Raw genomic sequence first — 17,845 nt, forward strand, 5'->3', positions numbered from 1 at the left:
CGGCACCAGAAATCTTATCGAAGAATGATGGTTCACCACGAACCGTCGATGCGGCACTTGCCCGCCGGGACAACGAAAGAGTCCGGCTGCTCCGGCTCCGCAATACCGGAAGAAGCGAATCCGAAAGCGGAAAGCGAGAAGAACCCGTTGCGAAGAAAGGTGCGGCGACCAAGGCCCATACGAATCCCTCCGAACAACATTTGTTTACCACCACTCTCGCGAAGGCGGATGGTTACTGAAAAACGGTCTTCGCGGGAGTGGGGCGATCACCGTAAATCCGACATCCCAAGAACATGACTACACTCCGCGTCGCGCGCGGCGAGAATTGTTCTGCGGCGATTCAGAAACTGGACTTCGGCATTCGCTCTGCGGCCGGCACAATCTTACCTTCCACGAGGATTAGATCAAAGTTCGCTGCCCCCTCGCGACGCTTCTTCACTTCCTGATAGGCAGGGCTCGCGTACCAATGCCGTGCCTCTTCCATCGAAGAAAATTCAAACAGGACGACCCCTAGCACACCACCATTGCCTTCAAGAACCTCGAACGGCGCATAGGCGACAAGAGGCTTGGCTTCAACTCCCTCAAACGATGGCGCAACATTGGCCCAGTAATCTTCGAGGCGCTTCCGGTCGGTAACGTCTCTGCACAGTGAAATCAGATAAGCGGGCATGGCTTCTCCTTCTTGGCTCGCCTGGTTCGGTGACACTTCTATCCGTAAGGATATCGGAGCCCGAGTTCCGTTCACACCCGGGTGATAGAGCATTCTCACGATTCGCGATCGCGGTCATTATCGATCACAGACGATCAAGCCGACTCGTAAGGACCGATCGTTGAGCGCTAGAGCGGACTAAGGGCGAAGCGACCGTACGCGATAAAAGCCATGACAACACCGAGGACAACGCTCATGACGATGGGCGTCTTCTCGGTGTACTTTATGTGAACCCAAATGAATAACAGGCTTTCGAAACAAAGAACGACTGCGGCAATGGCAGTGAGCCCTGTGTATGACTTCAGTAAGCCAGGGAGGATGAGTGCAATGGTGCCCAGAAGTTCCAGAATGCCGAGGGCTGTCCAAACGGGGCGCGGAAGTACGCCGAAGGATGGGACGTCCTTAGTGACTTTGTCGAAGAAGAAGAGCTTCATCAAGCCCGAGGCAGCGTAGAGAAGCGCGGTGACGATTTGGAGAACCCACAATAGGATGTTCATGGAGAAGAGATCTCCGCGTATCAGTGATGGGCTTGGTGCCGATGGCTTGACGATAGCATAGCGTGGTAGCTGCTTCACTAAATCTGGCAACGCTGTTGCCATTCTGGCCCTGCTTCCCTCGTACCTACAAACGACGGAGACCCACGACGCGTAGGTCAGGTGGATAACTGGAACGCTCTTCAGTTTTCATTCCTGACGACAAGCCGACCTCTCAGCACTTCACATCGACTCAGAACTTATAATCCTTTTGGTTCAGATGTGTATCCAATAAACAGCCATGGCGAAGACGATAGACAATTCGAAGATGGGCCGCCCAAGGGGGTTCGACACGACGGCCGCGCTGGACGCGGCGATGCGTGTGTTTTGGGAGAAAGGGTACGAGGGGGCTACCTTGAGCAATCTGACCGACGCCATGCGAATCAACCGTTCGAGCATGTGGGCTGCGTTTGGCAATAAGGAAAAACTCTTCAAGCAAGCCTTTAAACGGTACATCGATGTCTACCAGACTCACATGCACCAGGCGCTAGAGAAGCCAACGATCCGAGAAGTCATAGAAGCTGCCTTGCGCAGGACCGTCGATTTCCTTTCTACGCCGGGTAATCCAAAAGGATGCTTGTCGGTTCACGGAGCATTGGCCGTCGGTGACGAAGCGAATCCCATCAAGCAATGGCTCATCGAAGGAAGGAGGAGCGGCGAAGGTCGCGCGCGCAAGCGCTTCGAGCAGGCGAAAAAGTCGGGTGACCTGAGCACGGATGTTGATGCAGCTGCCTTGACCAAGTATGTCGCAACGATTATTCAGGGCCTTGGTGTTCAGGCGGCGAGTGGAGCAACAAGAGCTGAGCTGACAAAAGTCGTCGATATCGCCCTCCGCAACATGTCGTATTAAGGTCTGGAGCAGCTTCAACGAAAAGGCTCACGAGCAACTGCTCGTGAGCCCTTTTCAGCAGAAGTGTACTTAGAACGCGAAACCGCCGTTCACGTGGAAGTTCTGGCCTGTGATCCAGATAGCACGCGGCGAAAGCAGAAAAACCGAAGCTTCAGCGATGTCTGAAGGGATGCCGAGGCGCCCTAGCGGAATCATCTGAGCAGCAGCCTCCGGCGGGGCGCCCATCGCGGCCATGAGCTCGTTGCGGATGATGTCGCCGCCCGGCGTTTCTACGCCACCAGGAGTGACGATGTTCACGCGAATCTTGTGAGCAGCGCCCAATTCCTTCGCCATAGCCTTCGTGTAGTAGTTCATCGCCGCCTTGCTCGCGCCGTAATGAACCAAAGGCCCGTTGCCAGGGAGATCGCTGCCGGAAGAGATGTTCAAAATAGAACCCTGAGTGGACTCCTTCAATGCCGGCAACGCCGCGTTCGTCACGCGGACTACTGACAATAGGTTCGATGAAATCGTCCGCTGCCAAAGCTCATCCGAGATGGCTTCGGAGTTTGGCAATACCAGCTTTGCCTCCGCGGCATTGTTGACCAGGATGTCCAGTCCACCAAGGGCCTTGATGGACTCTTCAACGAGCTGTTTGCAACCCTCGAGCGTGAGGATGTCGCCCTTGATGAACGTAGCGCCCGCAGGCGTTTGCTCATGTCGGTTGCGCGCGACAACTGCGACCTTAGCGCCGCCATCAAGGAGTCGCTGTGCGATGGCGGCACCGATACCTCGGGAACCTCCAGTAATCAGAGCGCGGCGACCCGCGAACTCTTTCGATAGATCAATAGCTGAATTCGACATACTTTTCTTCTCTCCTGGATAAGCAATGTGATAGGTCATAGGCTTGAGATATCAGAACCTATCGATTCAGATGTAGCGCTAGGATTTTCGGATTCAACTTTTCGCGTGATTTGCCGATGCAGACTGATTCTCCAATAGCGACCCGCAAACCAAGAGCAATTTTGAATCTATGCGCCGTGATTAGACATCTGAACCGAAAGATACGGAATTGAGGAATTCTGATAAGTGAGGGTCCACCACATTGGGAAAAATCTTAGTTACGGGCGCTAGCGGCGTCGTCGGTAGGCATACACTTCTCCACTTGCTTAAGCACAAGTCAGCCAATCAATTGGTTGGCCTAGTCCGCGATCCTTCGAAGGCAGAAGACTTGACCGCCAAGGGTATCGAGTTGAGGCAGGGAGACTACCTCGATCCGGAAGCACTCGATCGTGCTTTTGTCGGAATCGACAAGCTCATGTTGACCGCCACGCATGCGTTTACGGATCGCAATACTGCTCATTCGAACGCGATCAAGGCAGCGGTGAAGGCTGGGGTGAATCACTTGGTGTCCATGCCAATCATGCGCAAACCAAATTCGGCCTTCACGATGAAAGAGATCACGGAGGAAGACATCTTCACCAAGAAGAAGATTCTTGCATCAGGGCTCGCCTACACCTTCGCGGAGCATCCGCCGTTCCTCGATAACATCCATTTCTACATCGGGCAAAGGGCGCACGAAACAGGCGTGTTAGTCCCGACTGGCGACGGTAAGTTCACCGCAGCTACTCGTGATGATTTGGGAGCGGCTCATGCCGCGATCCTGGCTGGCATTGGTCACGAGGGCAAGACTTACCGTTTGACCGGAAACCCAGCTATCAGCTTCGCCGAAATTGCAACCACTCTTTCTGAGGTCACAGGCAAAAAGGTTCCGTACAGGGCTGTCTCTGAGGAGGAATACACCCAGATCAAGGCTGCTGAGGGCTGGCCTGCGTTTGTCGTGGATTTCGCAAAGGGATGGGTACACGGAATGAATACCAATGAGTGGGCTGAGGAAACCAATGATTTGGAAACCCTCATAGGTCACAAGCCAACCTCTCCGACAGATTTCTTCCGCAAGCACTACATCACAGCCTAATTTCGCGATCGAAGGGTAAAGGAGACAGTATGCGAATCGGATTTATCGGAGCCGGTGGTGTTGCCCAGACCATCTCAAAGCACGTTTTGCCTATCGGCCATCGGGTGTTGTTGAGCAACACTCGCGGCCCAGAGTCTCTCGCCAAAGTGGTGAAGGAGTTAGGCCCCGGCGCGGAGGCAGCAACGCCTCAGCAAGCCGCAGAGCAAGACATTGTCATACTCGCGGTCATGTGGCCGCACGTCAAAGCGGCACTCGCCTCTGTCTCCGATTGGCGGGGACGTGTCCTAGTCGACGCGACCAATCGAATTGCAAGCATGAATCCGTTCAGCCTTGGAGATATCTCAGGGCCCACTTCGAGCGAGATCGTCGCAAACCATGCGCGAGGAGCTAAGATGGTCAAGGCTTTCAACTCAGTTCCCATGGCGTGGATATCGGACTTTACTGTTTCGAAGCCACGTACGGTTCTTTTCATGTCCGGTGATGATGCTGGGGCTAAGAAACCCGTCAGTGATCTCATCAACCAAATTGGCTTCGAACCTCTTGATCTCGGTTCGCTTGAAATCGGAGGACGACTCCAGCAACTTGGAGGCTCGCTTGCTGGCGTGAGGTTGATCTTCAACGAGAGGTTGATTCTTTAAACGAATCGCTAGTAGACCAAATACCGTAAGAAAAAACTGGTGATCGCTCCTGGCAAACGCGTTTAGCACTACTTGAGAATTGGAAGCATGCGATGTGGATTATGATGAGATATGATAATCTATATCGCATAGGAGGAAGCATCATGCCCTCTAGTGCTCTCACGAATCCGACTCGGCATCAGCATTGGGACGTTCAGGAAGGCGAGGCGCAGGAGATCGCACCCCGTCTCAAGAACATTGCAGCTCGTGCGCTCGTGTTTGTCTCCAGCGGCAAGGATGACGACCAGCGCACCAAAGCCAGGTTCGATACTCTCCGTCAAGCATCAGAACTGATCGACTTGCTCTTGGACGCGAAACAGGAAGACCGCTGGAAGGCGCTCGTCGAGGCTCTGACCCCGGATGTTCCCCTCAGCCCGAACCGGCTCATCGAGGCCGGCATGTTTGCGCAGGCCATTCAGGGCATCGTTGAGAGCAAGGATTTTGCCAAGGCTGCCGACATCGCCGACGCCGCCCATTTCAGCAAGACGAATCCAAGTTCCCAGCCGAATCGCTGGAAGAAAGCCGGGTTGATCTTCGCGGTTCCATATAAAGGCGCTGACCTCTACCCGATCTATGCGTTGGAGTTCAAGGAGGGCGCGCGTCCTCTTCCGGTCATGGAGAAGGTCCTGAGCATCCTTGCCGACAAGGATGATTGGCAGAAGGCGTTCTGGTTCGGGAGCGTGAACTCCTACCTTCATAACAAAATGCCAAAAGACCTCCTTAAGTCGAAACCTCAGGAAGTCCTGCGAGCCGCTGAGATCGAGGCCGCAGGCATTCAGCATGGGTAGGAGCGGTTATCAAGACTCCGACTGGCAAACTCGACGCAACCATCCTTTCCTGGGGTAAGGGTGAGACCGTCTACCGCGTTCACTCGGATGCGTATGGCGCCGTGGAGTTCAACCCTTCGTCCACTGGAAATGCCAGATTCAGCCCGCTTGCTGACACCGCAGGAGCGGTTATTCCCACTCTTTATGCGGGGACGACTCTGGATTGCGCGTTGATGGAGACCGTCTTCCACGATGTGCCTTTTGTTGCCGGGCCGAAGATGTGGTCCAAGGCGACGCATGTGGTCGGGAAAGTGTGGTCGCAACTGACCCTCAGCCGAGACCTAGCCCTAATCGACTTGTCGGCCGTCCCTTTGCGTAAGCTCGGGATCTCTCGAAAAGACCTGATCGAGTGCGATGGATCGCAGTATCCGGAAGCTCGCGCGTGGGCCCGGGCATTGCACGATCAATGTCCGGACGCCGAAGGTCTCACCTGGACATCTCGCCAAGCCGATCCCGCGCGAGCTCTCGTCCTGTTTGAAGACCGCCTCAAGGGGCATGTATTGAACCCGAGCGGTTTGCCAACACCATTACTTCTCTCGGATGGCAGTGCGACGGTAGAAATCCTTATGCTCGCGCAGCGGCTGGGCGTACTATTGACGCCGTAATCGAGTGCGAGCTATTCGGTTTCAAGGAAGTATTGCGGGTTTTTTCCATAGAGATCAGCGAGCAGAATGAGTTCCATCACATCCAGGCGCCGGTCGCCGGACTCAGTCTTCGATATCCACGAATGAAACATGCCAAGCCGCTCGGCTACGTCTCTCTGGGTGAGCCCCGCTTCTTCTCTTGCCCTGATTAGCTTTGCCAAAAAGCCGTTGTAGCGCGCCTGATACGGCACCGTCCTCGCCTTGCGAGACTTCCGAGTTTCACCCTCCGCAGGCTGGACCATTCCCCTAGTGTGGGTAGGCCCTTGCATCGTTTCCTAATAGGAAACAGAATGGTGGTACGAGGTTTAGAGAATGTCTTCTCCAATCATCGATTGTCCAGAGGTCGTAGGTAAGACGATACGCTCCCTCAAGCTGCACGCAACGAACTGCGACAGTGTCGAGATCATGATCGAGTTCACCGACGGAACATCCTTTTCGAGCGCATACGAGAGCCGTGCGGTTCACAAAGCCGCACTGATTCGGACAGGTGTAGGGACTCCAGAAGTGCTCAAGACGTATACCGATTGAGTCCTGCTATTCCTGTACGGAATAACAGCAATACGGAGAGTTATTGGACTCGTAGTGGGGAATGATTCTAGGTTTGCGCCATGCTGATGAACGCAATCAGCGGAGGTGCACATTGGCTCATCATCTTCCCATACTCCGATCGGATCGAACCTCCGTTCGGTTGCCCTTTCGACTCAACCAACCTATTAAATTCAGTTGCTCGAATGCGATGCCCGGAGGCTCGCTCAAAAGAGCTACAGCCCGTTTGCTTCGAGCTCTGTTGCCCGCGATTCTCAGCTTGTCCGTTGCCAGCGTAGCGCACGCACAAGGAACGATGGACTTCTCAGGAGCTCAAACGCTTATGGGAACCTTCAAAACCTTCGCTGTATACGCAGGCGCCGTCATCTGTTTCGGCGGACTCATCTTCGCCGGAATCCGCATGATGAGCGGACGATTTCAGGACGCTATCCCAGGACTCTTTGGCGCGCTGTTCGGCGCCGGAGTGCTCGGCTGGGGAGCCGGTTGGATCGGCTCTCTGACCGGACAGTCGATGTAGGAGGTGCATCGACATGACCAGGCGTGGAGAACCGTCACCAATCAATGGCGCACTGAATCGACCCAGGACCAAGTTAGGTCTCGAACTGTCAGCGTGGATGTCCATTGTCTTCGTCACGGTGACGGTTTTCCTCGCCGGTTTCAAATGGCTCGCCATCTTCAGCTTTCCCGCGCTGCTAATCGGCGCGTGGCTGGTTGTTCGCAAGCACCCCAAGATGTTTCAACTCTGGTCTCTGAGCCTAAAGCAGAGGAGCTACTATGACCCGCGAAAATAACGCACCGTGGTTCACGAAAGCCGGAGCAGCGACAGGGATCATGCCGCTGTCACACTTCGTTAGCGAAAATATCTTCGCGCTCAAGGGCGGCGGATACGGTTGCCTCTTCTCCCTGGTTGGGATCGACGAAGAGAGCAGGACCGACGAGGACTTGGACGTTCGTGTTCGTGGGGTGGAAGCGTCGCTACGTGGCCTGCCTCCGGGAGCCTGTCTCTATCAGTACACCCGCGTCATGACTGGCTTCTCTCTTCCTCGCCGGAAGGAGTATGCAGCCCGCGCACGCGAACCGAGTTCACTCAACTGCCTCGCAAGGGTGTCCGGGCCGCGGCTATTGCTGAGCTCTACCTCGTGCCCCGAAGCCAACAGGTAACGGGCAAATGCCATCGCTACCGATCCCGCACCAATCATTCCAATTGTCATTAGTAGTTCTCCTTCTGATGAGGTCTGTACAAGTCTTGATCGGAGGCGCAGCCTGGATTTGACCCAAGGTTCAACACGGAAGCCTGGAGATACAAGTATGTTCGGCAACTGCGATTTGGAGTGGGTCTTGGGATGGCGGTGCATCGCCAGCGAGATTCGAAAGTTCGGAAAGATAGGCCCGCCATGTCGAAGGGCGGCCCGTCAGCAAGCGATACTGGCGATCTTTCGTCACAGAGATGAGGTCGGCCCTCGCGAGTTCGCGAACACGGTGCGATGCGGTCGCGGCGGTCACAGAAAGTTGACCCGAGATGCTGCCGACGATCATTGGACCGTCCCGATAAATCAGCTCGAGTATCTGAAATCGCGTTTCATCCGCGATGGCGCGGGAGATCAAATGCACTTGCGTAAGGCTCAATGCTTGCTGCAATCGCGGCATAGCGGTCTCCGGTGGGATGTTCGACGAACGGACGGGCACCATCCGCGATGGTGCCCGTCTGAACGCGTTAGTAAGCCTTCGCTGCGGAGAGGCCGTTTCCGAACGACCAGTCTTCGAGGTAGGTGTTCACATCGAGGGAGACGAAAATGTCCTGCGGATTAATACCCGGACTCTTCGAAAGGTTCTCCGCGATACTGGCGTAGAGAGCGTCCTTCTCGCCGACACGTCGAGCGTCTGCCTTGATGTTCACGATCATGAAGTCATCAGAGCGCGGCACCTTCGTGACGAAGTTGCGATCAAACCGTAACTCACTGGGTTCCTTCAGTTCGAAGATCTGAAAGTGATCTCCCTCGGGCATGGCATACGACTTAACGAGGGCATCGTAGATCCCCTTGGAGACGGCGTCCAGGTATTCGGGCGATTTTCCTTTGAGCAGCGTTACGCGAACGAGTGGCATAAAGACTCCTGATTCATCGAACTGTGGAAGTACCCATGGACATAGAGGCCCGAGACGCGAACCTCCTCTGCGGAATTCCTCTAGGGACAGTCCTCCATTTAGGAGAACTGGTCCCATAGCGGGCTAGTGGCTGCCGGCGGAGGATGCCGCAGCGACCGACTCTTGATAGAACGGGTAATCGTTGTAGCCGCGCGCATCGCCGCCGTAGAAGCGCGAGCGATCGTACTTGTTTAGCGGAAGGTTGTTCTTCAGACGTTCGGGGAGGTCTGGATTCGCGGAGTAGAACCGGCCAAACGCAACAAGGTCCGCTTCGCCGCGTTCGAGGATCGCCTCAGCACTTTCACGATTGAAGCCACCAGCTGCGATGAGAGTGCCCTTGTAGACTTTGCGAAGGTGTGCGGACGCGATAGGAGCCATCTTGTCGGCGTCTTCTTTCGAATGGTCACCGACGATGCGGGGCTCGACGACGTGAAACCACGCGAGCTCAAATTCATTCAGACGACCCGCCAAGTAACTGAAGAGGGCGTCCGGGTTGCTGTCGCCCATTTCGTTGAATTCACCGCTCGGTGTGACGCGGACACCCACTCGACCCGGTCCCCACACTGATACTGCCGCCGCGACAACCTCAAGCAGGAACCGCGTTCTGTTTTCGAGGGAACCCCCGTATGCGTCGGTGCGTTTGTTAGAGGTGTCCTCCAGAAACTGATCGAGGAGGTAGCCATTTGCGCTGTGAAGCTCTATGCCGTCGAATCCTGCTTTCTTGGCGCGCTCAGCCGCTGCCCGAAACTCTTCAACCACGCCGGCAATCTCTCCAAGCTCCAGGGCGCGCGCGGGAGAAGCAACGACCTCGCCCTCGCGTGTTGCTGCATGCCCGGTAAATGGGACTTCAGAAGGTGCCACAGGTGCTTCACCGTTGGGCTGCAGTGAAAAGTGCGACACTCGACCACCATGATAGAGCTGAGCGAAGATCAAGCCGCCCTTTGCGTGGACGGCATCCGCGATCTTTTTGAACCCCGGAATGAAGCGATCGTCATGGATGCCAGGAGCGCCCTGATAGGAGTTGCCTTTTGGCGAGACCACAGAGCCTTCCATAATCAAGAGGGCATTCTTGGATGCCCGCTGCCCGTAGTGCTCCACCATGATGTCGCTCACGGTGTCGTCCGGGTTCGACCGCATGCGAGTCATCGGCGCCATCACGACGCGATGTGCCAACGTAAAGGGACCAACCGATACTTTTGAGAATAGCTTTGACGTGCTCATAAAAACTCCTTCTTGGGGTGTCGCTAAGTGTGTTGTGTTTCAAATTCTGTTCAGGGCTAGCAACGACTGCACTGCATGTTCGCCCTAGCCAGAGGTCGAGAGAACTGAGCACCGCGGCGTAGTGCATGCATGAATGTGATGTACAAAAGCACAATAAGATCCATCATTTTCTCCATCTCCTTTCTCAAGCGGCCATGGACCCAAAAGGGAGCCACAAGCGGTGTGTCGGTTGCGAATTGCTATGCGTTGGCATGAGGCAAGCGTAGACAGACGGTGCCGCACGATATAGCAACAAAAAGCTACTTTTGCGGATTTCAGCTACTTGGCTTGACGCGTCTGTTTACCTGGAAGTCTGACTCGTTGGACCATGTCTGCGAGAGTGGTTCTCGCAAGGACCTGTTCGAAACTGTTCTGCGCTTCAGGCAGGATATCCAGCATGATCTTCTTGATGTTCGAACTCGTACGGCAGGTCTTCTCCACTGGATAGTTATGTACCGCGAATGTTGCCGGTGCTTCGCTTGCTCGGTAGATATCAGCGAGCGTGATCGCCGCTGCTGGGCGAGCCAGCACACAGAATCCGTGCTTGCCACGTGTCGCCACTACAAGACCAGCCTTCACAAGCTTGGAGAGCGATTTCCGGACGAATGTGGGCTCAGTGTTGACGCTTTCCGCCAAAAACGCGGAGTTCACATGCTCGTCGTTGTGATCGGCTAACGCCGTCATGATGTGTGCAGCCACTGAGAACTGAAAGCTCGTCGTTGCCATAATGTGTTTATGATGCTCACATTATCGTTCAAGATTCAAGCGTTTGGATCCATGGCGCTATTTCCATCCCCCTCCGAGCGCAACATAAAGCTGGACTATAGAAAGCGCCTCAACCTCTTGAGCCTGAGAAAGGCTCAACTGCGCCTCGTACAGGTCAGTGTCGGTTGTGAGCACCTCAAGATAGCTGGTGTCACCGCCAGAGTACCGAATCCTTGCCAGACGGACGGCATCCGTTGCTGATTCGACCTGCTGTGCCTTGGAGCTTCTGCGTTCTCGAACTTCGCGGTAGCTTGCTAGAGAACTTGACACATCTTTGAGGGCATTCAGGATGGTCTTTCTGTACTCCAAGAGCATCTCTTGCTGCTGTTGTTGCGATAGGTGGTAGTTGCTTCGAATCCTTCCCCCGTCAAAGACGGGTTCTGAGAGCGAAGCGGCAGCATACCAATAGGTGCTCTTACCGGAGAGGACAGACTGGAGCTGACTGCTAGCCGCTCCTCCGAGGCTGCTTAGCGAGATGTTGGGGAAGAACTGAGCTTTGGCGACGCCGATCCTGGCGTTTGCCGCAATAAGGCGCTGCTCAGCCTGTTGGATGTCGGGTCTGCGTTCGAGCAATTCCGAGGGAACACCCACGGGCACCTGTGCCGGATGCGGTTGCTCTCCGACAGATAATCCGCGGGTCACGTCTCCAGGATTACGTCCAAGGAGCAGGCTCAGTATGTTCTCTTGAAGCGCGATCTGTCTGCGAAGCTCAGGCAGATTTGCTTCCGCTGCATGAAGGAGCTCCTCTGCCTGCCGGGTGTCGGCGAGGGATCCGGCACCGTACTTCTGAAGCGTCACAACCAATTTCAGGGAATCGGTTCTTGCTCCGATTGTCTTGTTTGTAATCTCCAGTTGCGCGTCGAGGCTCCTAAGCTGAAAGTAGGCTTCGGCCACGTCTTCGACAATCGCAACCCGAGTAGCCCGCTGTGCCCAACCAGTCGCCAGCAGGTCAGCCCGAGCCGCTTCAGACTGACGTCGATAGAGGCCCCAGAAGTCCAAGTTCCAAGCCGCCGAGGCACTCGGTCCTCCGCCATCGAAGAACGTGGCACTCTTCGATCCGTCGGAGTTCTTGGTTGCAAACGAAGCAGGAAGCTGGAGCGCAGAATAGGATCCTCCCGCGCTCACACTCGGATATTGCTGGGAACGAGCGATACCGAGCTGAGATTGAGCTTCAAGAACTCGTTCTGCGGCGATTTTAAGGTCCAGGTTGTTATCTAAGGCTTCCTTTACGAGGGACTGGAGCGCGGGATCGCCAAAGATGGAGGTCCACTGCTGATCGGCAATGGTCGTCGTTCCTCCGGCGGCGATCTCGGGTGCAAGCGCTCCACGAAAATCGGCCGGTGTAGAGACGGTGGGGCGCTTGTAGTTGGGACCAGCTTTGCATCCCACTATGAGGAGAAGGCCCGCGAGTAACGTCGTCGATTGAAGTGTCTTTTTCATGCCTGCTGCCCTCATTGGTCTAATCCGTGGTGCGCACCGCTAATTGCGAATCTCGACATGTTCGCCCTCAGTCAGCAGGTCGTTCGGCGTGGTAACAAGCGCCTCATTGCCCTGAAGCCCGCCGATAACCTCAATCGTGGTGCCCAAATCTTTCCCTATTACCACGGGGAGGAAGTGGATGGTATGGTCCGCACTTACTGTCACCACATGGGTACCGGCATGATCAATTACCAGCGAGCTAGTTGGAATGATGGTGGACTGGCGCTGCTGAGGAAGGGTGAACTTCACTTGCGCGTACATACCGGCTAGAAGCGATCCGTCGCGATTGTCGACCTGGACTTCAGTCAACATCGTTCTCGCCGCTCCGTCCAAAGACGTCGCGTTCCGGATAATCGTGCCCGTGTACTTCTTACCCGAGCGTTCTTTGACATCCAGCGAGACAGTCTGTCCATTGGCAATGTTCATCGCCTCAGACTGCGGCACATCGATTTGAATGCGCAGCGTGTCGCTTTGGGCAATGCTGAACAACGGCTTCGGTGCATCTTTACCCGTGCTCACCAGGTCTCCTCGTTCAATGTTTCGAGCGGTAATCACACCGGAAAAGGGAGCGACGATACGCTCGAACCCTTGGATCTGTTGCAACCGGCTCACGTTGGCACTGTTTGCTGTCACATTCGCTTCGGCGGCTGTGACGTTGGCTTCCGCGGCTGCTACATCAGCAACCCGTGCGTCGAATGTCTGTACAGCCGCATCCACGACTTGCTGCGAGATGGCATGTTGCTCTCCGAGCGGAACATCCCGTTCCTTGGTCAGGCGGCTTAATTCCACGTTCGCCTTCGCTTGCCCAAGGGCGGCTTTGGCCTGCAGAACCGATGCCTGCGCCTGTGCGAACGCTGCCCGAGCCTGGAGCAGTTGCTGATCAACTTCAGGGGCGGAGATCACCGCGAGGAGCTCGCCGGCTCTCACCTTGCTGCCAATGTCGACGTTCCGGCGTTCGACATAACCGTCGATCCGGGCATACAGATTCGCCGTGTACAACGGTTGAATGTTTCCAGGTAGAAAAAGCTCGGACGTGGGCTCTCCCTTCGCGGGGTGAGTAATGCCGACCACTGGGTGGGTAGCAGCTGCCTCGTTCACAGCTGCCAACGCTTCGCGGTCCCGTGCGAATCGCGGAAAGATGCCGATAGCGACGAGAACGAGAACAAGGACGACCGCACCGATTACCCGGACGACAATGGCAGATCTCTTACTGGTTGCCTGCGTGGAAGTATTCATAGTCTGCTGCGTCATGCTGCCTCCTGTTGGCTGCTCGCGTTACGTCCATGGATCAGGGTGAACATCAATGGAACAAAGAAGAGAGTGGCGAATGTTGCAACGGTGAGGCCACCAATGACGGCACGCGCCAGAGGCGCATTCTGTTCACCGCCTTCTCCGAGTCCGAGGGCCATTGGTAGCATTCCGACGATCATGGCAAATGCCGTCATAATGATCGGGCGAAGGCGCGTAAACCCTGCCGTTACGGCGGCCTCCAGAGGAACCTCGCCCTTATCACGCATGACTTCATTTGCGAACGTGACGAGAAGAATCGAATTCGCCGTTGCGACACCGATGGACATGATCGCGCCCATGAGACTTGGCACGTTAAAGGTCGTCTGTGTGAGAAACAGTGCCCAGACGATACCTGTGAAAGCACCGGGAAGAGCACAGATGATGATGAAGGGATCGAGCCAACTCTGGTAATTGACCACCATCAGCAGATAGACCATGAGGGCGGCAAATGTCAGACCGAGACCCAACCGGGTAAAAGCTTCATTCATACTCTCGACTTGCCCGCGCACGATGATCTTCGTTCCCGGAGGAAGGTTTTTGCTCTCCTCAGCGACAATCCGTTTCACTCGGGCGGCTACCGATCCTAAGTCGCTGTCCTGGACATTCGCAAAGATGTCGAAGACCGGCTGCCCATTGTGATGGTTCACGTTCACGGGGAGCACAGCTGGAGTGATCGTCGACATGTTGCCCAACACTTCACTTCTGTTGCTGATCGTCCGTAACGGAATAGGAGTGTTCTGTAGGGCATTGATGGAATTCAGGGTCGGTTGAGGCGTTTGAGCGGCAACCCAATAGGTAAAGCCCGTTTTAGGGTCAAACCAGAAGTTTGGTTGCACCGCAACGCTGGACGCCAGGGACACATAAATGCTGTTCGCCACATCTTCTTGCGTTAGACCGAATTGCGCGGCGCGAACACGATCGACGTCAACGTGGAGATCTGGTGCGTCCACGACCTGGTGCAGATGAACATCGACCGCACCTTGGACACCGGCGAGGCGCTGCCGAAGTTTGCGGGCGATATCGTAGTTCGCTGGGTCGTACCCTTGAACCTGCACATCGATAGGTGACGGTAGTCCGAAGTTCAAGATTTGCGTGACGATGTCAGCCGGTTGAAAGAAGAACGTGAGATCAGGAAACTGCTTTTGCAACTGAGAACGAAGTTTCTTTACGTACTTCTCGCTGGGACCGTGGTGTTTCTCGTCGAGCGAGATGAGGATCTCGCCGTCGGCACTGCTAATCGTTGCGCCGTCTCCGAAAGCGTAGTCAAAGGTCTCTGGAGTCAGTCCGATGTTGTCGATCATGAGATCCAGCTCTTTAGGTGGGATCGTCTTTTTGATCTCCGCCTCAACCTCGCTGAAAAGCACCTTCGTTGTCTCGACCCGAGTCCCGGGTTGGGCCCGCACGTGCAATCTGATTTGCCCAGCATCGACGGCAGGGAAGAAGTCACGACCAACCAGTGGAAGGATGAGGAACGCGGTAGACATGATCGCAATCGACGCAATGAGAGAAATCCGCTTGTGGCCAAGCACGAGCCGTAGGGTGTTCGTATAGCGGTCCTGAACCCAGGAATATCCTTCATTGAAACGATCATGCAATCGTCTGAAAAAACCGCGGTTCAGGGAGCTATCTTCTACACCTGTTTCGTGTCCGGCGATATTCTCGGCTCCTAACAAGAAATGTGCCATGACCGGAACGAGCGTCCGAGAGAGGATGTAGGAAGCAAGCATCGCAAAGACGACCGCCAGCGCCATGGGAGTGAAGAGGTACTTTGCTGGCCCGGTCAGAAACACTACAGAGACAAACACTATGCAGATGGTCAGAGTAGAGACAAGGGTGGGAGCGGCGATCTCTGACGCACCTATGAGGACAGCTTCATAAAGAGATTGACCGTCCATATGCCTGTGGATGTTCTCGATCGTGACTGTTGCGTCGTCAACCAGGATGCCGATGGCGAGTGCGAGTCCGCCCAAGGTCATCGTGTTCATCGTTTCCCCAAAGGCACTGAGAATGATGATGGAACTCAAGATGGAGAGGGGGATCGAAATCGCAATGATCAACGTGCTGCGCCAACTTCCAAGGAAAAGAAGAATCATCAATGCAGTAAGGCCGGCAGCAATGATCCCCTCTCGCAACACACCCTTGATCGAGGCGCGAACAAATACCGACTGATCGAACAGTTCGCTGATCTTCATACCTTTAGGTGCAGCGGCGCGAGAGGCAGGGAGGACATCATTCTTGATTTGGTTGACGATATCCAGAGTTGAAACGGAGCCCGTCTTCATGATGGGCATGAGGACCGCCGTCTTACCATTCGCCCGGACAACGCTTTGCTGCACCGACCATCCATCGCGGACGTGCGCTACATCACGCATATAAACCAGAGAGCCATTGATGGTTTTGATCGGAACATCATTGAGGCTGAGCGCCGCGATCGGACTCGAGTTTGTGCTCACGCTGTACTCCCGAGTTCCAATCTTTGCGGAGCCGGAAGGTAGCGTTAGGTTTTGCGCGTTGATCGCCGTTACAACGTCCGCAGGGCTCAACCCCTTCGCAAGAAGTGCATTCTGATCCAGGTCGACCATGATCTGGCGCGCGACACCACCAAACGGAGTCGGCAGAAGTGTTCCAGGGACAACCGATAGCTGTTGACGCATCCTGAAGAGTCCGTAGTCGTACAGTTCCGACTCTGAAAGGGTGTCACTCGACAGCGAAACTTGAATGATTGGCACCGTCGACGCACTGAACCGGAGAATCCAAGGTGGGTTTACTCCGGGTGGCATTCGGAACTTGATCGATTGCACTGCGGCTCCTACTTGCGCCATAGCCGCATCGATGTGGACTTGCGGCTGGAAAGAGATCTTGATGACGCTCGCACCCTTGATCGTCTGCGAGTCAATCGCCTTCACATCGTTGACGACTGCCATCACAAACTCGCTGAAGTTTGTGATCCGTCCTTCCATTTCTTTTGCGGAAAGGCCGTTATACGTCCAGATGACGGTGACGACTGGAATGTCGATGTTGGGGAAAACGTCAGTCGGCGTGGTCGCGATCGACGAGACACCGAGAACCAAGATGAGGATTGCCGCAACCACGAAAGTGTAGGGGCGCTTCAGAGCGAGCTTTACTATCCACATGATAGGTTCTCCATCAGACGTAAACGTTGAAAGGTTGACAAAATGTGTTTATGAAATATGCAAAATGGAGCACGGTTTGCTGCGTGTGGACGAAACCGTGAAGCTCATCACAACGCTAAGGTTGCCACCAAGCCTGTCATTGGACTTGAGCCTAGGGAATCGCTTGGCCGGTGGATAGAAACAAAAGCTCAGATAGAGCCGTTTTCATCGCGGATCGCGGACTCGCCTTCACTTCGAGGACAGGGACTCGCCGCTTCGGATTGAAGCGGCGAGCGCCAGGTAATAAAGAGTTAAATCTGAGCGGTGCCGCCATCGACGAACAACTCGATACCGTTCACAAAGCTGGAGTCGTTCGATGCGAGGAACAAAGCGACCGTGGCGATTTCCTCCGGACGACCAATTTCCCCACGGGGCACGAGCGACGCGAACATTGCCTTCGCATCCGGACCCAAGGGATCCAGAATCGGAGTATCAATGGTCCCAGGACTCAAGATATTCACTCGAATGTTGCGCTCCTTGAGATCTACGAGCCAGGTCCGAGCGAAAGATCGCACGGCAGCCTTCGTGGCGCTGTAAACGCTGAATGCCGGGAAGCCCTTGATGCTGGCAATCGAGCCATTCAAGAAGATCGATCCGCCGTCGGTGAACAGCGGAAGCGCCTTTTGGACGGTGAACAGGGTGCCGCGAACGTTGAGATCAAAGTGCTTATCGAAGTGTTCCTCGGTGACTTCACCTATCTTCGCGAACTCTCCGAGGCCTGCGCTTGCGAAAAGGACGTCGATTTTTCCCTTTTCTTTCTTGACGATCTCGTAGAGACGATCAAGGTCGGCCAGCTTGGATGCATCGCCCTGGACGCCGGTGACATTGCGCCCAATCGCTTTGACCGCTTCATCGAGCTTGTCTTGGCGACGGCCTGTAATGAACACATAAGCGCCTTCCTCTACAAATAGCTTGGCAGTTGCCAAGGCCATTCCTGATGTTGCCGCAGTAATGACCGCGACCTTACCGTCTAATTTTCCCATTGATTCATCCTT

General features: G+C 55.1%; 22 protein-coding genes. 9 read left to right on the forward strand and 13 right to left on the reverse strand.

The features are described from left to right. Positions 1-239 (forward strand): hypothetical protein (locus tag GSQ86_RS23070; protein ID WP_216841100.1); only part of this gene is annotated, 239 nt, incomplete at its 5' end. Between the two features lie 101 nt (positions 240-340). Here GSQ86_RS23070 and GSQ86_RS10375 read toward each other — a convergent pair. Further along, complete coding sequence (locus GSQ86_RS10375) at positions 341-670, reverse strand: DUF1330 domain-containing protein (protein WP_158749879.1); 330 nt, start codon at positions 668-670, stop codon at positions 341-343. A 167-nt stretch (positions 671-837) separates the two neighbouring features. Further along, positions 838-1,206, reverse strand: a complete 369-nt coding sequence (locus tag GSQ86_RS10380) for a DoxX family protein (RefSeq protein ID WP_158749880.1) — start codon at positions 1,204-1,206, stop codon at positions 838-840. Positions 1,207-1,483: 277 nt separating this feature from the next. Here GSQ86_RS10380 and GSQ86_RS10385 point away from each other — a divergent pair, with 277 nt between their 5' ends. Next, the gene (locus GSQ86_RS10385; protein WP_216841101.1) at positions 1,484-2,092 is read left to right on the forward strand and encodes a TetR/AcrR family transcriptional regulator; all 609 of its coding nucleotides are present in this window, start codon (positions 1,484-1,486) and stop codon (positions 2,090-2,092) included. A gap of 69 nt (positions 2,093-2,161) precedes the next feature. Here GSQ86_RS10385 and GSQ86_RS10390 read toward each other — a convergent pair whose 3' ends face one another. Continuing rightward, positions 2,162-2,932 carry an oxidoreductase gene (locus tag GSQ86_RS10390; protein WP_158749881.1) on the reverse strand — a complete coding sequence of 257 codons (771 nt, stop codon included), beginning with the start codon at positions 2,930-2,932 and terminating at the stop codon, positions 2,162-2,164. 241 nt (positions 2,933-3,173) lie between these two features. Between GSQ86_RS10390 and GSQ86_RS10395 the strand changes: the two genes are divergently transcribed. The 4 genes from GSQ86_RS10395 (at position 3,174) to GSQ86_RS10410 (ending at position 6,155) form a co-directional block, all read left to right on the forward strand. After that, entirely contained in the window at positions 3,174-4,046 is an 873-nt protein-coding gene (locus GSQ86_RS10395) for an NAD(P)H-binding protein (protein WP_158749882.1), read from the forward strand. Between the two features lie 29 nt (positions 4,047-4,075). Beyond that, positions 4,076-4,684, forward strand: coding sequence for an NADPH-dependent F420 reductase (locus GSQ86_RS10400; protein WP_158749883.1), 609 nt, complete (start codon positions 4,076-4,078; stop codon positions 4,682-4,684). 143 nt (positions 4,685-4,827) lie between these two features. Beyond that, on the forward strand, positions 4,828-5,511 hold the full coding sequence (locus GSQ86_RS10405; protein ID WP_158749884.1) for a hypothetical protein: 684 nt from the start codon (positions 4,828-4,830) through the stop codon (positions 5,509-5,511). Between the two features lie 41 nt (positions 5,512-5,552). Beyond that, a complete protein-coding gene (locus GSQ86_RS10410) occupies positions 5,553-6,155 on the forward strand; it encodes an RES family NAD+ phosphorylase (RefSeq protein ID WP_256366834.1) in 603 nt (200 codons plus the stop codon). Positions 6,156-6,166: 11 nt separating this feature from the next. Here the strand turns inward: GSQ86_RS10410 and GSQ86_RS10415 are convergent, their stop codons facing one another. Next, complete coding sequence (locus GSQ86_RS10415) at positions 6,167-6,463, reverse strand: helix-turn-helix domain-containing protein (protein WP_216841103.1); 297 nt, start codon at positions 6,461-6,463, stop codon at positions 6,167-6,169. A 43-nt stretch (positions 6,464-6,506) separates the two neighbouring features. Between GSQ86_RS10415 and GSQ86_RS10420 the strand changes: the two genes are divergently transcribed. From GSQ86_RS10420 to GSQ86_RS10430, 3 genes are all read left to right on the forward strand, one after another. Then, a complete protein-coding gene (locus tag GSQ86_RS10420) occupies positions 6,507-6,722 on the forward strand; it encodes a hypothetical protein (protein WP_158749885.1) in 216 nt (71 codons plus the stop codon). Between the two features lie 208 nt (positions 6,723-6,930). Continuing rightward, complete coding sequence (locus GSQ86_RS10425; protein ID WP_158749886.1) at positions 6,931-7,257, forward strand: hypothetical protein; 327 nt, start codon at positions 6,931-6,933, stop codon at positions 7,255-7,257. A gap of 13 nt (positions 7,258-7,270) precedes the next feature. Then, a complete protein-coding gene (locus tag GSQ86_RS10430; RefSeq protein ID WP_158749887.1) occupies positions 7,271-7,531 on the forward strand; it encodes a VirB3 family type IV secretion system protein in 261 nt (86 codons plus the stop codon). 216 nt (positions 7,532-7,747) lie between these two features. On the opposite strand, the gene GSQ86_RS23890 is transcribed toward GSQ86_RS10430, so the two are convergent. The 9 genes from GSQ86_RS23890 to GSQ86_RS10475 form a co-directional block, all read right to left on the reverse strand. Then, on the reverse strand, positions 7,748-8,095 hold the full coding sequence (locus tag GSQ86_RS23890) for an NAD(P)-binding domain-containing protein (protein ID WP_371720643.1): 348 nt from the start codon (positions 8,093-8,095) through the stop codon (positions 7,748-7,750). Further along, positions 8,022-8,387: a helix-turn-helix transcriptional regulator gene (locus tag GSQ86_RS10440; RefSeq protein ID WP_158749889.1), complete on the reverse strand. Its 366-nt coding sequence runs from the start codon at positions 8,385-8,387 to the stop codon at positions 8,022-8,024. Before GSQ86_RS10440 ends, GSQ86_RS23890 begins: the two co-directional genes overlap by 74 nt. 67 nt (positions 8,388-8,454) lie before the next feature. Then, positions 8,455-8,844 (reverse strand): tautomerase family protein, encoded by a 390-nt coding sequence (locus GSQ86_RS10445; RefSeq protein ID WP_158749890.1) that lies wholly within the window; start codon positions 8,842-8,844, stop codon positions 8,455-8,457. Positions 8,845-8,967: 123 nt separating this feature from the next. After that, complete coding sequence (locus tag GSQ86_RS10450) at positions 8,968-10,104, reverse strand: alkene reductase (protein WP_158749891.1); 1,137 nt, start codon at positions 10,102-10,104, stop codon at positions 8,968-8,970. 318 nt (positions 10,105-10,422) lie between these two features. Next, positions 10,423-10,869, reverse strand: a complete 447-nt coding sequence (locus tag GSQ86_RS10455; RefSeq protein ID WP_158749892.1) for an Rrf2 family transcriptional regulator — start codon at positions 10,867-10,869, stop codon at positions 10,423-10,425. A gap of 57 nt (positions 10,870-10,926) precedes the next feature. After that, positions 10,927-12,348, reverse strand: coding sequence for an efflux transporter outer membrane subunit (locus GSQ86_RS10460; RefSeq protein WP_158749893.1), 1,422 nt, complete (start codon positions 12,346-12,348; stop codon positions 10,927-10,929). 39 nt (positions 12,349-12,387) lie between these two features. Further along, positions 12,388-13,638 carry an efflux RND transporter periplasmic adaptor subunit gene (locus tag GSQ86_RS10465; protein WP_158749894.1) on the reverse strand — a complete coding sequence of 417 codons (1,251 nt, stop codon included), beginning with the start codon at positions 13,636-13,638 and terminating at the stop codon, positions 12,388-12,390. Beyond that, entirely contained in the window at positions 13,635-16,811 is a 3,177-nt protein-coding gene (locus tag GSQ86_RS10470) for an efflux RND transporter permease subunit (RefSeq protein ID WP_158749895.1), read from the reverse strand. The genes GSQ86_RS10465 and GSQ86_RS10470 overlap by 4 nt, the downstream gene beginning before the upstream one ends. A 290-nt stretch (positions 16,812-17,101) precedes the next feature. Further along, positions 17,102-17,833: an SDR family NAD(P)-dependent oxidoreductase gene (locus GSQ86_RS10475; protein ID WP_158749896.1), complete on the reverse strand. Its 732-nt coding sequence runs from the start codon at positions 17,831-17,833 to the stop codon at positions 17,102-17,104. Positions 17,834-17,845 lie beyond the last annotated feature (12 nt).

It is taken from the genome of Acidobacterium sp. S8 (assembly GCF_009765985.1).
In the GTDB taxonomy this organism is placed as follows: domain Bacteria; phylum Acidobacteriota; class Terriglobia; order Terriglobales; family Acidobacteriaceae; genus Alloacidobacterium.

Coding starts and splice junctions, on each gene's coding strand:
- GSQ86_RS10400 (WP_158749883.1), top strand. CDS start 4,076: ATGCGAATCGGATTTATCGGAGCCGGTGGTGTTGCCCAGACCATCTCA.
- GSQ86_RS10460 (WP_158749893.1), bottom strand. CDS start 12,348: ATGAAAAAGACACTTCAATCGACGACGTTACTCGCGGGCCTTCTCCTC.
- GSQ86_RS10375 (WP_158749879.1), bottom strand. CDS start 670: ATGCCCGCTTATCTGATTTCACTGTGCAGAGACGTTACCGACCGGAAG.
- GSQ86_RS10455 (WP_158749892.1), bottom strand. CDS start 10,869: ATGGCAACGACGAGCTTTCAGTTCTCAGTGGCTGCACACATCATGACG.
- GSQ86_RS10380 (WP_158749880.1), bottom strand. CDS start 1,206: ATGAACATCCTATTGTGGGTTCTCCAAATCGTCACCGCGCTTCTCTAC.
- GSQ86_RS10445 (WP_158749890.1), bottom strand. CDS start 8,844: ATGCCACTCGTTCGCGTAACGCTGCTCAAAGGAAAATCGCCCGAATAC.
- GSQ86_RS23890 (WP_371720643.1), bottom strand. CDS start 8,095: ATGCACCGCCATCCCAAGACCCACTCCAAATCGCAGTTGCCGAACATA.
- GSQ86_RS10415 (WP_216841103.1), bottom strand. CDS start 6,463: ATGCAAGGGCCTACCCACACTAGGGGAATGGTCCAGCCTGCGGAGGGT.
- GSQ86_RS10405 (WP_158749884.1), top strand. CDS start 4,828: ATGCCCTCTAGTGCTCTCACGAATCCGACTCGGCATCAGCATTGGGAC.
- GSQ86_RS10420 (WP_158749885.1), top strand. CDS start 6,507: ATGTCTTCTCCAATCATCGATTGTCCAGAGGTCGTAGGTAAGACGATA.
- GSQ86_RS10430 (WP_158749887.1), top strand. CDS start 7,271: ATGACCAGGCGTGGAGAACCGTCACCAATCAATGGCGCACTGAATCGA.
- GSQ86_RS10385 (WP_216841101.1), top strand. CDS start 1,484: ATGGCGAAGACGATAGACAATTCGAAGATGGGCCGCCCAAGGGGGTTC.
- GSQ86_RS10465 (WP_158749894.1), bottom strand. CDS start 13,638: ATGACGCAGCAGACTATGAATACTTCCACGCAGGCAACCAGTAAGAGA.
- GSQ86_RS10450 (WP_158749891.1), bottom strand. CDS start 10,104: ATGAGCACGTCAAAGCTATTCTCAAAAGTATCGGTTGGTCCCTTTACG.
- GSQ86_RS10475 (WP_158749896.1), bottom strand. CDS start 17,833: ATGGGAAAATTAGACGGTAAGGTCGCGGTCATTACTGCGGCAACATCA.
- GSQ86_RS10390 (WP_158749881.1), bottom strand. CDS start 2,932: ATGTCGAATTCAGCTATTGATCTATCGAAAGAGTTCGCGGGTCGCCGC.
- GSQ86_RS10440 (WP_158749889.1), bottom strand. CDS start 8,387: ATGCCGCGATTGCAGCAAGCATTGAGCCTTACGCAAGTGCATTTGATC.
- GSQ86_RS10425 (WP_158749886.1), top strand. CDS start 6,931: ATGCCCGGAGGCTCGCTCAAAAGAGCTACAGCCCGTTTGCTTCGAGCT.
- GSQ86_RS10470 (WP_158749895.1), bottom strand. CDS start 16,811: ATGTGGATAGTAAAGCTCGCTCTGAAGCGCCCCTACACTTTCGTGGTT.